Genomic DNA, 12,661 nt, shown 5'->3' on the forward strand with positions numbered 1-12,661 from the left:
TTTCAGATCAGAGAGTTTTTAAGATCAGAGCGGCTGCGTGGTGTAATCCACCTCATCCGGATAATAAGTGTCTTCAATAGATGTCGTATGAACCAAAAGCAGCTTTCCATCCGTCACTTTGGAAATGTACTGATGCCCAAACACTTGGTGGGTTTTGCCATTAAACACCTTTGCGCCTTGTGGATGCGCATTGGAGTGCGGCAAATCTGTCATCGCCTCCACCGCTTCAATCAGTTTGGCGCGATCCGCCGTGGTTTGATACCCAGCCGCTTCCATACCCGCCTTAACAATATGCAGCGTTTCCCAGCAGCCAAACATATGCGCATAGGTCGATACATCCTTGGGATCATTCACCGAAGCACCATTGGAATCGACACCCACTTTCTCGCGGAAAAACGCGTCATAGGGAGACTGATCCGCCTGCGCATAGCGCGGATTGCCTTCCCAGAAGTAGGTCCCTTCCAGAAACTCAAGCCCTGGGCTGCCAATATCGACTGCCTCAAGACTGTCGATAAATCCAAATATTTCAGGCCGCTGTGGGCCAAAAAACTCGCCAAGCTCTTTCACAAAAGTCAAAACCGCAGGCCCAACCATCACGTGATAGATGACTTCGGTGTCGCGTGGGATTTTCGGGAAGTACTTGGTGAAAGAGGTTTCCGTCGGTGGGATGGCAATCTGCTCCAGCACTTCGCCGCCCTGCGCTTCGATGGCAGCGGTGAAGAAGTCGCGATGATCATGACCAAAGGCAAAATCCGGGAAGATCATGGTGACCTTTTTGCCCAGATTGCTGGCCACAAACGGCGCCATGGCCTGCACTTGGCTTTTCACATCCGTGATGCCCGGCTGCAGCGTATAGCGGTTTAGCATCCCACTCGCCACATGGTGACCTTCGCTGACCACAAAGTATGGCAACTTCAACTCACCCGCACGCGGTGCCGATCCAATCACCACATGCGAAAACAGCGTGCCAAAGCCAATGTCGCAATTGTGCTGCGTCGCAAATTTCTCAATCACCTCTGCGCCGCGTTTGGGATCAGTCCCGTCGTCCTCTGCCACGATTTCAACTGGGCGCCCATTGATGCCGCCTTGGTCATTGATCAATGCTGCCGCTGCCTGCGTGGTACGGTCATACCAACGCCCATATGCTGCACCAATGCCAGTACGGTGCACCTGAAAACCAACCTTGATGGGTGCTGCAGTTTGCGCCCCAGCATAACGCGCCCAAAGCGGCAGCGTCGCGGCCGCGGTCCCGCCAAGCGCCAGAGTTTTCAGCGCACCGCGCCGCGTCGTTTGTGTGGAAACTGGCTTGATAGTCTTGGATTTGGTCATCGTGTGTCCCCCTGTGTTCACATGGTGTTGTGACCGTAAATTCCGCAATCAGTATGCTTGTTAGAGTGCAAATGAATGCCGGTTCTGTCTAGAGGCGAGCGGTTTTGTCAGAAGCCGCGCGGCGATGCAAGCAGCCAAAGTCCAAGAAACGTGCAATAAATCATAAAGATAGCGACAGGCGCCTGCGTAAGCGCAACGCGCGTTCTGGTCGCGCGCAAAGCCACCGCATGGGCCAACAACAGTGCAACGACATGTCCAATCACCACGCCGCCCGCCTGACAAAGCCACAAAAGGCGGACACTTTCCTGAGTGTTGAAAAAACCGGTTGAGACATAAAAGGTCCCCAACCCCAACAGATCTTGCCCCCGTGCCCAGGGGTCACTCGCTGCCGCAAGCGCGTATTGGGACTGTACCAGAAAACTCGTGAAGTAATGGGCAAAATGATAGCCCAATGCGATGGGCAGAACCGTCGGCGCAAACACGCAGAACGCTTGGCGCAATGCCATGTCGACACGCCCCAGTTTCAACCCAAGCCAAAGCGCCCCGACAAAGCAGCACACCAAAATGACATTGGCCACCACCAGACCGCCAAGCGTTTGCCAAACCACAGCGGATCGTCCGGGAAACTCCAGAGGGTTCAACCCCAAGAGATCAAGCCACCAGAAGGTTTCATTCAGGCCATCAAAGATCCCGCTGCCCAATATCAACAGGCTCAACAAGGCGGGGCCAAAGCCAAGCCTGCGCCCATGCAACAGCTTCCAGCCGTTCAATCCAATGGCAACGCGCCCGCCTTTATGTCCGAACATGCCAACGCGCGCATAAAGTGTCAGCATCATCGACACACCATCCGCGCGCAGGCGCCAGCGCGGGCCAAATACCATCATCCCCGCAAAGGTCAGCCCCCAATACAGTGCCACAACGCGCGCAAGCCGCGCGGGATCAGACGGGGCAACATCGGCCAGAACAAACCCGACCAATGCAAGAAAACTAAAAATCCCAACCCAATGTCCAAGCCAGCTGGGATAGCGCACACCAATGCTGCCGCCGATCAGCCAGCGAAACAGCCACACCGGCCCACTCCAGGGGTTCACCCAACGCCAAAGATCCCCAAACAGCCCTTGTATCGCTACAAAACCGATCCACCAAAGCGTCCAAACCGTCAGTGGCAACGGATTTGCCAAAGGATCTCGGGGCCCTTCAAGACCAACATAGATCAGCCAAGCGAGACAGATGGCCGACAGTAAACTCGTGGCGTTTCTGATCCATGGCTTTGCCCCAGACTGCCACAAACGCTTGTAGCAGAAAGACGACGTAACCGCCCGTTCAGGCAGGATCAGCAGCATTGCAACCGTCAACGCCACCGCCAGCACACCGGATCCGATGTACAGATCAGTTGGCAGCAACAGCACAAAGCCGCCTTCAGAGGTATGCGCACGCGCACTCCCAGCAGAAAGCGCCACCACGCCCAGAACACGCCCCCCCTTTGCGACCGTGCGAATGACGGATAAAATGAATGAGAGGATCTGACAGCACATGCGCGGATCATACTGAGAGGATACCATGATGAAAGCGCGAAAAATCATAGGGCTATGTTTGGTCGCGCTCTGTGCGTCTGGCGCATCATGGGCGCTGATGCGACCAGACCGAACCACGGACGTTTTGCTGACAAATGCAACAGCAAGCCCTTTGTTGGCTCAGCCAAACACAATCGCCGTGTTTTTGGACATCGCCAATAGCGGCGCGCCCGACAGATTGATGTCGGTCACCTCTCCAGAGGCGACCGTCGCCCAATTTAGCGGCACAGACAGCCGTCGTGCGATCCCCGCAGACAGCAGTGTCGCCTTGGCCGCCGACGGTATGTTTGTGGCCCTCTCTGGTATTTCAGGCGCTTTGGACGACGGGCGCACATTGCCTGTTGCCCTGACGTTTGAGAACGCAGGCACCGTTCACACCCGCGCACGCATTGTTGCCCCTAGAGAAACAGGAGATGCCCCAGATTATGGCCTGTTTGGGATTGGCGACATCTGTCAGGTCGGCGAAGGCGAACCTGCACCAAACATCGAACTCTTGGCCGAAAAATCCGGCGATGGCTGGCTCGTGCAGGTGCTGTCTGACGAATTTGAATTCACACCCCATCTTGTCGATGGCCCACATGTTCCGGGCACTGGACATGGGCATATCTATCTGAATGGCGTAAAGCTCGGGCGCCTTTATGAGCCCTCCACCACAATTGGCGCTCTGCCTCCCGGCGCGCATGACATTCGCGTCACATTATCCACCAATGATCACCGCGCCTACGTTGTGGGAGACCAACCCATCACCGCATCGATTCGGATTCTCGCCGATTGACAGGCCCCAACCTCGCCCTCCATCATTTGCATACAAACGAATTTGCCGTGCAAATGACACCGGAGGATGATCCATGTCCGACACTTCCCAAAGGCCCAAAGCCGCTGTGGCAGGGATCGACGTGGGCGGTACTTTCACGGATCTGGTGGCATTGGATGCAGAGGGAGCAATCAAACTCGCCAAAGTGCCAAGCACACTTCAAAACCAGGCACATGGTGTTCTGAACGCACTGGCCGCGGCAGACTGCAAACCATCCGAGCTGTCACTGATCGTGCATGGGACCACAACAACCACAAACGCCTTGCTAGAGCGTAACCTAGCCCGCACAGGATTGATCACCACCGCCGGTTTTCGCGACGTGTTGGAACTTGGCCGCCGCACCCGCCCGCAGGCCTACGGCATGCACGGCCGTTTTGTCCCGCTCATTCCCCGAGATCTCAGGCTTGAGGTGGCAGAGAGGATGGACAGCGATGGAAACGTTCTTGTTCCTCTGGATAAAACCGCCCTGCGCGCCGCGGCACGACAGCTCCGCGATGCGGGCTGCGAAGCAATTGTCGTGCATTTCCTGCACGCCTACGCCAATCCCCGCCATGAGCTTGAAGCCATTGCCGAACTTCAGACGCTTTGGCCCAATGATCACATCACGGCCGGTCATCAGGTGCTGTCAGAAAACCGCGAATACGAACGCGGGGTGACGGCGACTGTAAATGCCTGCGTGCAACCTCTTCTTCAACGCTATGTGCAAAGCCTGTCTGACACACTCGCCACACAAGGCTATCCCGGCGACCTTCTTGTAATGAATGGCAATGGCGGCATGGTCAGCGCGCGCCATGTGGCCAAGGAAGCGGCCAAAACCGTAATGTCGGGGCCCGCCTCCGGTGTCATGGCGGCCGCCTATACCGCTCGCCGCGCAGGCATTCCAAACGTCATCACTTACGACATGGGCGGCACCTCCACCGATGTGGCGCTGATCCGCGATGCAAGCCCTTCGGTGTCCAATGAAATAGAGGTGGAATACGGGATGCCAATTCACGTCCCCATGGTGGACGTGCGCACCGTTGGTGCCGGTGGTGGCTCCATCGCCAGAATCAACAGCGGCGGCCTGCTCGACATCGGCCCACAAAGCGCAGGCGCAACCCCCGGGCCCATTTGCTACGGCTTGGGCGGCACGGATCCCACAATATCTGACGCCAACATGTTGCTGGGGCGGCTTGATCCCAAAGGCGTCAGCGCGTCGAGCGGCGGCACCGAAAACAAGGTTCAGCACATCGTTGAAACGCAAATTGGCAAGCCTCTTGATCTGACAGCAACCGAAGCGGCGGCGGCCATCCTTCAGGTGGCCAATACCAAGATGGCAGGTGCAATTCGCATGGTCTCTCTCTCGCTTGGCGCGGATCCACGTGACTTTGCACTTTTTGCCTTTGGCGGCGCTGGCCCCCTGCATGCCTGCGCGCTTGCAAAAGAACTCAACATACCGCGTGTCCTTGTGCCTGCCCGTCCGGGCCTAACCAACGCGCTGGGCTGCGTGGTTGCGGACCTGCGCCACGATTTCGTTCAAACGATCAACGCGCCGCTACAAACACTCAAGCCAACCCAAATAGCCGAAATTTTTACCGCGCAAGAGGCGCAGGGCAAACACCTGATAAGCAATGAAAACATCCCCACCACAGAGATCGAGAACCACTATTCCCTTGATATGCAATTTGTGGGCCAAACCCATCTGTTGCGCGTGCCACTCACAAAGCCCACGACCTCACCAGAGGATCTGCAAGCCCTGTTTGAAGCCGTCTATCGCAAGCGCTTTCATGTGGACTTAAACGAGGTTCAGGCGGCAGTGGTCAACGTCAATTGCTCCGTCATTGGCCGGCGCGAAACGCTCGACCTGGGCCAGCTCTTTGACCCCCACAAACGCAAAACCACGCTTAAAGACGCCCAGACCCGCACCCGCGATGTGTTCTTTGACACCAAATGGCATCCAACGCCTGTCTATGCGCGCGACTCCCTGCCCGAAACCTTCACCCTGATCGGTCCCGCCATCATCGAACAGCTCGACACCACGATTGTGGTGCCCCCCGGTGACCATGTGACACCAGATCATGACGGCAATCTGATCATCACCATTGCAGGTGCCACATGAACGTTGATCCCATCACTCTCACCGTCATTCAGGCCGGGCTTCAGCAGGTCTGTGACGAAATGGACCTCACCTTTTCTCGAGCGGCCTTTTCCCCTGTGATCGCGGAAGCCAATGACCGCTCAGATGGCATCTACGCCGCAGAGGATGGCGCCCTGATCGCACAAGGCAACGCCGGACTGCCCGTGTTTGTGGGCACAATGCAATATTCCACCCGCACGCTGATCGCGATGATCGCATCTGGCGAGGTATCATCGCCAGAGCCCGGCGACATCTACATCGTCAACGACCCTTATCTGGGCGGCACGCACCTGATGGACGTGCGCTTTGCCACGCCTTTCTTTCGGGATGGCAAAATCTTCTGCTGGCTCTCCAACACCGGCCATTGGCCCGATACAGGCGGCGCTGTGCCGGGCGGCTTTTCCGCCTCTGCCACAGCGGTGGAGCAAGAGGGCCTGCGTCTTCCTCCTGTTAAACTCTTCAAACGGGGCCAGCTGGATCAGGAGATCTTTGCCATCATCAAATCCAATATCCGCGTGGCCGAGCAACGCATCGGCGATGTTCAGGCTCAAGCCGCCGCACTTCTGGTTGGTCAGGAGCGTCTTACGGCGCTTCTGGATCGCTATGGCGACGCGCAAGTGTCTGAGGCCATCGCTGAGCTGCGCAGCCGTGCCAAAACACAAATGCTGGCCTGCCTGACAGAAATCGCCCCCGGCACCTACCCCGCGACCGCCTATGTCGACAGCGATGGCGTGGTGAACACACCTCTGACCATCGCGCTGACCGTGACCAAAGATGAGATGGGTCTGACGTTTGATTTCTCAGGCAGCAGCAAGCCCTGTTTGGGGCCGATGAATTCCGTGCGCGCCACCACGCTCAGCGCGGTCTATCTCGCCATGCGTCACATCTTCCCCGAGGTGCCGATGAACGCAGGCGCCTTTGCGCCGCTCACTGTGATTGGCATTGAAAACACATTTCTGGATGCGCAGTACCCCCGGCCGGTCTCTGGCTGTGCCGCCGAAGTATCACAACGCATTGCTGAAGCGGTCTTCGCCGCGCTGGTCACAGCGCTGCCAGAGCGTGTTACCGCAGCCCCAGCTGGCACCAGCGGCAATTTCGCGCTGGGCGGCCATGACCCGTCAAAGGGGCGCGACTACGTGATGTATCAGATCTCCGGCGGTGGATATGGCGGCAACGCTGATCACGATGGTCTGACCAATGGCTGTTCCACCATCGGCATCTCCAAGGCACCACCGATTGAAATCATGGAACAGGCCTATCCGGTGCTCTACCACCGCTATGCCTTACATGAGGGCTCCGGCGGCGCTGGCGCGCAGCGTGGCGGCTTTGGGCTGGACTATGAAATCGAGCTGCGCCGCGGCCATGCCAAAGCCAGCTTTGTGATGGACCACGGCCGTTTTGGCCCGCAAGGCGCACTGGGCGGGGGCGATGGTGCGGTCAACCGCGTCACTGTCTGGCGCGACGGGGTCGCCCACACGCCCGAGCACCTCTCAAAGGAACAAGACATCCCATTGTTGCCCGGTGACCGCGTACATGTACAAACACCGGGTGGTGGCGGCTATCGCGATCCCCTGTCGCGCAGCCCTGATCTAGTGGCCGAAGATGTGCGTCTCGGTCGCTACACACGCAACCAAGCGGCGGAGTTGTTTGGTGTCGTTTTGGAAGACGCAGCCCCAACGCCAGACAACGACCAAACACAAACGCTGCGCGAGGAAAAGCGCGCCACCCAAAAGTAGCGCGCCTTAACTTCTCCGATTAACAAATTGTTAATTATTAGAAAAACGCCTGCAAGCCTGTCTGCGCACGACCAAGGATCAGCGCATGCACATCATGGGTGCCTTCATAGGTGTTCACCGTCTCAAGGTTGATCATGTGGCGGATCACACCAAATTCCAGGCTGATGCCATTGCCGCCATGCATGTCCCGCGACATGCGTGCGATATCCAGCGCCTTGCCGCAGTTATTGCGCTTGATCAGCGAAATCATTTCGGGTGCAGCTTCCGCCTCATCCATCAAGCGACCCACGCGCAGCGCCGCCTGCAGACCCAGCGTGATCTCTGTTTGCATATTCGCCAGTTTCAGCTGGAACAGCTGCGTCTGCGCAAGCGGCTTGTTGAACTGCTTGCGGTCAAGCCCATACTGACGCGCGGCATGCCAGCAATACTCTGCGGCCCCCATCGCGCCCCAAGCGATGCCATAACGCGCACGGTTCAAACAGCCAAACGGGCCTTTCAGACCTTCCACATTCGGCAGTAGCGCATCCTCTGACACTTCCACATTGTCGAGCACGATCTCACCGGTGATGGAGGCACGCAGGCTGGCCTTATGGCCGATCTTTGGCGCGCTCAAACCTTTGGTGCCTTTGTCCAGAACAAAGCCACGGATCTTGCCACCATGCGCTTCAGATTTGGCCCAAACCACAAAGACATCCGCAATCGGGGAATTGGAAATCCACATCTTGGAGCCATGCAACACATAGCCGCCATCCACCTTTTTGGCGGTGGTTTTCATGCCCGCAGGATCAGACCCCGCATCCGGCTCCGTCAGGCCAAAACAGCCAATCCATTCGCCAGAGGCAAGCTTAGGCAAATACTTTTGACGTTGCTCCTCACTGCCATAAGCATAGATCGGATACATCACGAGCGAGCTTTGCACCGACATCATAGAGCGATAGCCACTGTCGACGCGCTCAACCTCACGCGCCACGAGCCCGTAGGTGACATAGCTGGATCCGATCCCGCCGTATTCTTCAGGGATGGTCGTGCCCAAAAGCCCCATCGCGCCCATTTCCGCAAAAATCGCGGGATCTGTTTCTTCGTTTTCAAAGGCAGAAGTCACCCGCGGCATTAGCTTTTCGTCGCAATAAGCACGTGCGGCATCGCGCACCATGCGTTCATCTTCCAAAAGCTGGCTTTCGATCAGAAATGGATCTTCCCAATTGAACGATCCCAACTCTGGTTTGGACTGCGGCGCCAGATCTTTGGCCATGTGATCTCCTTCCTCGCGCCCGGATTACAGACGCTTCTGACTGTCTTTGTTGGGGCACACAATGCGCCGCCGTGTCCCAAGGTCAAGCCGACGCGCGCAAAAAGCCGCGACGTCGCGAAAATTCTTGGACGTTGCCTTGTCAGCCGGTCTGCGCATTGTAAGGTCCCAACATCGCCGCAAATGCGGCATTTCCAGCCAGTCTACCACAGATCGGTCCTGAATAATAAAGGCGCCCCATGACCCCACTACACGGTCTCAAAGTTGTTGAACTTGCACGCATTCTTGCTGGTCCCTGGATTGGCCAATCGCTCGCCGATCTCGGCGCAGAGGTGATCAAAGTCGAAGCACCACAGGGCGATGACACACGCACATGGGGCCCGCCCTTCATCGAACGCGACGGCGACACAACCGCCGCTTACTTCTACGCTGCCAACCGGGGCAAGACGTCGGTGGTCGCCGATTTCCGCACCGAGGAAGGCCGCGCGCAGGTGCTTGATCTCATCAAAGATGCCGATATTCTGATCGAGAATTTCAAAGTTGGCGGTCTGCAGAAATACGGGCTGGACTACGACAGCCTCGCCAAGATCAATCCGCGCCTGATCTATTGCTCTATAACCGGATTTGGCCAGACCGGCCCCTACGCCAGCCGCGCGGGCTATGACTTCATGATTCAAGGCATGTCCGGCCTTATGTCCATCACCGGCGAACCGGAGCGTCAGCCGCAAAAGGTGGGCGTTGCGGTCACCGATGTGGTCACCGGGCTTTATGGTACGATCGGCATTCTCGCCGCTGTGGAGCAACGCCACACCACCGGGCGTGGCCAGCATATTGATATGTCCCTGCTCGATTGTGCAACCGCGCTTCTGGCCAATCAGGCGATGAATTACCTTGCCACCGGCGAAAGCCCGACGCGCAAAGGCAACGCCCACCCCAACATCGCGCCCTATCAGGTGGTGCCCACATCAGATGGCCACATCATCATTGCCGTAGGCAATGACGGGCAGTTCCAAAGGCTTTGTGGTGTGCTCAGCCGAGGCGACCTTGGCGACAACCCGGCCTATGCCACCAACCAGCTGCGGGTCGCAAATCGCGATGCCCTAACACTGGAAATTGAGGCTGAAACCGCCAAGTGGTCCGCGGCAGACCTGCTTGCTGCACTTGAGGCCGCAACCGTGCCCGCAGGCCCGATCAACGCAGTGGCCGACACACTCAACGATCCACAGATCCAAGCGCGCGGGATGGTGATCGAAGCCGACGGCGTCAAAGGTGTGCGTGGTCCCTGGACCTTCTCCGATGCAGAGCTGGCCACAGATCGTAGCGCGCCTGTGCTGCCCAAATCCGTCGCAGACAAATAACGCGATCTGTAGATACGGGCACATGGACAACCTGCCATGTGCCCGTGATTTCAAGATTTTTCTTGTACTACACGCCGAGGTAGCGATCGGTTTCTTCCGGACCCAACGCTTCAAAGGCGCCACTCCAAACCGTGCGCCCTTTTTCAAGGATTACGGCACGATCCGCCACCTGCCCCAACTCGCGCAGCGACTTGTCGATCGCAATGATCGCCATGCCGGTTTCTGCCTTGAGTTTCGCAATTGCCGCCCAAATTTCCTGACGGATCACAGGCGCAAGCCCTTCTGTCGCCTCATCCAGAATGAGCAGCCGGGGATTGGTCATCAGCGCGCGCCCGATGGCCAGCATCTGCTGTTCACCGCCCGAAAGAGAGGCCGAGGATTGTTCACGCCGTTCTTCCAAGCGTGGGAACAATTCGCAAACCGCACCAAAATCCCACGCACCTTTGCGCGCCGCCGCGATCAGATTTTCATACACGGTCAGGTTCGCAAAACAGCGCCGCCCTTCCGGCACCAGCCCGATCCCCAGCCGTGCAGCCTTGTGCGAAGGCAATGCCCCAATATTCTGGCCTGCAAAATGAACCTCGCCCTGCGCATGCGCCAGCATCCGGCAGATCACTTTCACTGTGGTGCTTTTGCCCATCCCATTGCGCCCCATCAGCGCAACCACCTCGCCCTCGCCAACCTCAAGCGTGACATCAAACAAAGCCTGACTTGGGCCATAAAACGCAGCGATTTCATTCAGTTGCAACAGGCTCATGCGGGCACCTCGTCACCCAGATAGGCACGCCGTATCTCTGGATTCACCTTGATTTCCTCGGGGGTTCCGGTGGCAATGATCTCGCCATAAACCAACACACTGATCCGATCGGCAAGCGCAAAAACCGCATCCATGTCATGCTCAATCAGCAGGATCGGGGCAGCTTGGCGCAGATCTTTGAGCAATCTAATCATCTGCTGCGCGCCCTCAAGCCCCAGCCCCGCCATCGGCTCGTCCATCAGAAACACTTTGGGTTTCAACGTCAGCGCCACAGCCACCTCCAGCTGCCGCCGTTGCCCATGGCTCAGATCCGCTGTGCGTGTGCTGGCAAACGCGGACAGCCCCACCTGCCCCAATGCCTCCTGTGCGACCGCCAGCAAGGATTTGTCCTTCATCACCGGCGCGAAAAACCGCATCACGGTGCCCCGCTGCCCAAGCGCGCCCAGCACCGCATTTTGCAAAACCGTATGCTCCATCGCCAATGCGCTGATCTGAAACGTCCGCCCCAGTCCCAACTGCGCGCGCTGCGCTGGCCCAAGCCCAGTCAGCGGCGTGCCCAAAAGTTCGACGACACCACTGTCAGAGGCCAAATGCCCCGTGATCTGCTGAATCAACGTGGATTTCCCAGCCCCATTCGGGCCGATCAGCGCGTGGATCTCCCCTTTGCGCAAATCCAGCGACACATCGTTGGTCGCTTTCAACGCGCCAAAGCTCTTGAACAGCCGCTCCGTGCGCAACACCACCTCAGTCATGTGCTTTCTCCCGCCCCGCAATCGCGCCAATCACACCACCTTTGGCAAACAGCACGATGCCAAGCAGCAGCGCGCCCAGATAGACATGCCAAAACTCAGATAGCCCGCCCAATGTATGCTCCAGCAGGATAAACACCATCGCGCCGATCACCGGGCCAAACAGGCGACCAACCCCGCCGATGATGATGAAAATCATGATCTCACCAGACATCTGCCAACTCAGCATCGTTGGGCTGACAAAACGGTTCAAATCGGCAAACAACGCGCCCGCCAGCCCGGTGATCGCACCAGAGATCACAAAAGCCACCAATCGCAGACGATAGGGCATCATGCCCACCGACAGCACCCGCGTCTCATTCTGCCGCGCCGCACTTAATGCGAGCCCAAAGGCGGAATTCTGCACAGCACGCATCAACACCAAGACGCCACATAGGATCACAAAACACAGGCCAAAGAACTGAATCGGATCCAGTGTATTGAGCCCCGGAAAGCCATTACGCACATAGATCGACAGCCCGTCCTCGCCGCCATAGGCAGGCCAGCTGATCGCGAAATAATAGATCATCTGCCCAAAGGCCAATGTGATCATGATGAAATAGACACCTGAGGTGCGCAGGCTCAACGCCCCGATGGCCAGCGCCGCCAGCGCGCTTGCGATCACCGCCACAAGCCAGATCACCGGCATGGATTTCGTGCCCTCAATCAGGAACGGCCATTCGGCCATCGGCGCATAAGCCTGCGCATGGCTTGCCAAAATGCCCATGGCATAGCCGCCGATCCCGAAAAACGCCGCATGGCCAAGGCTCACCAGTCCACCAAGCCCCAGTGCAAGGTTCAGCCCCACACCTGCCAGCGCAAAGATTGCGGCGCGTGTTGCCAGCGTGATGATAAACGGCTCATCCGCCACATAGGCCCACAGAGGCACCCCAGCCAAAACAGCCAATGCTGCAAAGTTGGTCCAGCTCTCTCGCGTCAT

General features: G+C 57.7%; 10 protein-coding genes. 4 read left to right on the top strand and 6 right to left on the bottom strand.

Annotation, left to right across the window (positions count from 1 at the left end):
* Window positions 1-24: 24 nt before the first annotated feature.
* Both J7413_RS01895 and J7413_RS01900 read right to left on the bottom strand, forming a co-directional pair.
* The gene (locus tag J7413_RS01895; protein WP_209095837.1) at window positions 25-1,329 is read right to left on the bottom strand and encodes an ABC transporter substrate-binding protein; all 1,305 of its coding nucleotides are present in this window, start codon (window positions 1,327-1,329) and stop codon (window positions 25-27) included.
* Between the two features lie 107 nt (window positions 1,330-1,436).
* Complete coding sequence (locus tag J7413_RS01900) at window positions 1,437-2,912, bottom strand: hypothetical protein (RefSeq protein WP_247743281.1); 1,476 nt, start codon at window positions 2,910-2,912, stop codon at window positions 1,437-1,439.
* Between the two features lie 49 nt (window positions 2,913-2,961).
* Here J7413_RS01900 and J7413_RS01905 point away from each other — a divergent pair, with 49 nt between their 5' ends.
* The 3 genes from J7413_RS01905 to J7413_RS01915 all read left to right on the top strand — a co-directional run bounded on the left by J7413_RS01905 (window position 2,962) and on the right by J7413_RS01915 (window position 7,569).
* On the top strand, window positions 2,962-3,678 hold the full coding sequence (locus J7413_RS01905; RefSeq protein ID WP_209095838.1) for a copper chaperone PCu(A)C: 717 nt from the start codon (window positions 2,962-2,964) through the stop codon (window positions 3,676-3,678).
* A gap of 73 nt (window positions 3,679-3,751) precedes the next feature.
* Window positions 3,752-5,815 carry a hydantoinase/oxoprolinase family protein gene (locus J7413_RS01910; protein WP_209095839.1) on the top strand — a complete coding sequence of 688 codons (2,064 nt, stop codon included), beginning with the start codon at window positions 3,752-3,754 and terminating at the stop codon, window positions 5,813-5,815.
* Window positions 5,812-7,569, top strand: a complete 1,758-nt coding sequence (locus tag J7413_RS01915; RefSeq protein ID WP_209095840.1) for a hydantoinase B/oxoprolinase family protein — start codon at window positions 5,812-5,814, stop codon at window positions 7,567-7,569. Before J7413_RS01910 ends, J7413_RS01915 begins: the two co-directional genes overlap by 4 nt.
* Before the next feature lie 37 nt (window positions 7,570-7,606).
* Here the strand turns inward: J7413_RS01915 and J7413_RS01920 are convergent, their stop codons facing one another.
* Window positions 7,607-8,821, bottom strand: coding sequence for an acyl-CoA dehydrogenase (locus J7413_RS01920; protein ID WP_209095841.1), 1,215 nt, complete (start codon window positions 8,819-8,821; stop codon window positions 7,607-7,609).
* Between the two features lie 236 nt (window positions 8,822-9,057).
* On the opposite strand from J7413_RS01920, the gene J7413_RS01925 reads away from it, so the two are divergent.
* On the top strand, window positions 9,058-10,176 hold the full coding sequence (locus J7413_RS01925; RefSeq protein ID WP_209095843.1) for a CaiB/BaiF CoA-transferase family protein: 1,119 nt from the start codon (window positions 9,058-9,060) through the stop codon (window positions 10,174-10,176).
* Between the two features lie 67 nt (window positions 10,177-10,243).
* Here the strand turns inward: J7413_RS01925 and J7413_RS01930 are convergent, their stop codons facing one another.
* Genes J7413_RS01930 through J7413_RS01940 form a run of 3 tightly spaced genes read right to left on the bottom strand, consistent with a single transcriptional unit; the run spans window position 10,244 to window position 12,661 of the window.
* On the bottom strand, window positions 10,244-10,933 hold the full coding sequence (locus tag J7413_RS01930; RefSeq protein WP_209095845.1) for an ABC transporter ATP-binding protein: 690 nt from the start codon (window positions 10,931-10,933) through the stop codon (window positions 10,244-10,246).
* On the bottom strand, window positions 10,930-11,685 hold the full coding sequence (locus J7413_RS01935) for an ABC transporter ATP-binding protein (protein WP_209095847.1): 756 nt from the start codon (window positions 11,683-11,685) through the stop codon (window positions 10,930-10,932). The genes J7413_RS01930 and J7413_RS01935 overlap by 4 nt, the downstream gene beginning before the upstream one ends.
* Window positions 11,678-12,661 carry a branched-chain amino acid ABC transporter permease gene (locus J7413_RS01940; protein WP_209095849.1) on the bottom strand — a complete coding sequence of 328 codons (984 nt, stop codon included), beginning with the start codon at window positions 12,659-12,661 and terminating at the stop codon, window positions 11,678-11,680. Before J7413_RS01940 ends, J7413_RS01935 begins: the two co-directional genes overlap by 8 nt.

This window comes from Shimia sp. R10_1, from assembly GCF_017744095.1.
Taxonomy (GTDB): Bacteria; Pseudomonadota; Alphaproteobacteria; order Rhodobacterales; family Rhodobacteraceae; genus Shimia.

What these genes read in the sequence shown, in the direction of transcription:
- J7413_RS01895 (WP_209095837.1), bottom strand. Translation starts at nt 1,329, where the DNA reads ATGACCAAATCCAAGACTATCAAGCCAGTTTCCACACAAACGACGCGG.
- J7413_RS01910 (WP_209095839.1), top strand. Translation starts at nt 3,752, where the DNA reads ATGTCCGACACTTCCCAAAGGCCCAAAGCCGCTGTGGCAGGGATCGAC.
- J7413_RS01900 (WP_247743281.1), bottom strand. Translation starts at nt 2,912, where the DNA reads ATGATTTTTCGCGCTTTCATCATGGTATCCTCTCAGTATGATCCGCGC.
- J7413_RS01920 (WP_209095841.1), bottom strand. Translation starts at nt 8,821, where the DNA reads ATGGCCAAAGATCTGGCGCCGCAGTCCAAACCAGAGTTGGGATCGTTC.
- J7413_RS01915 (WP_209095840.1), top strand. Translation starts at nt 5,812, where the DNA reads ATGAACGTTGATCCCATCACTCTCACCGTCATTCAGGCCGGGCTTCAG.
- J7413_RS01905 (WP_209095838.1), top strand. Translation starts at nt 2,962, where the DNA reads ATGCGACCAGACCGAACCACGGACGTTTTGCTGACAAATGCAACAGCA.
- J7413_RS01940 (WP_209095849.1), bottom strand. Translation starts at nt 12,661, where the DNA reads ATGACGCGAGAGAGCTGGACCAACTTTGCAGCATTGGCTGTTTTGGCT.
- J7413_RS01935 (WP_209095847.1), bottom strand. Translation starts at nt 11,685, where the DNA reads ATGACTGAGGTGGTGTTGCGCACGGAGCGGCTGTTCAAGAGCTTTGGC.
- J7413_RS01925 (WP_209095843.1), top strand. Translation starts at nt 9,058, where the DNA reads ATGACCCCACTACACGGTCTCAAAGTTGTTGAACTTGCACGCATTCTT.
- J7413_RS01930 (WP_209095845.1), bottom strand. Translation starts at nt 10,933, where the DNA reads ATGAGCCTGTTGCAACTGAATGAAATCGCTGCGTTTTATGGCCCAAGT.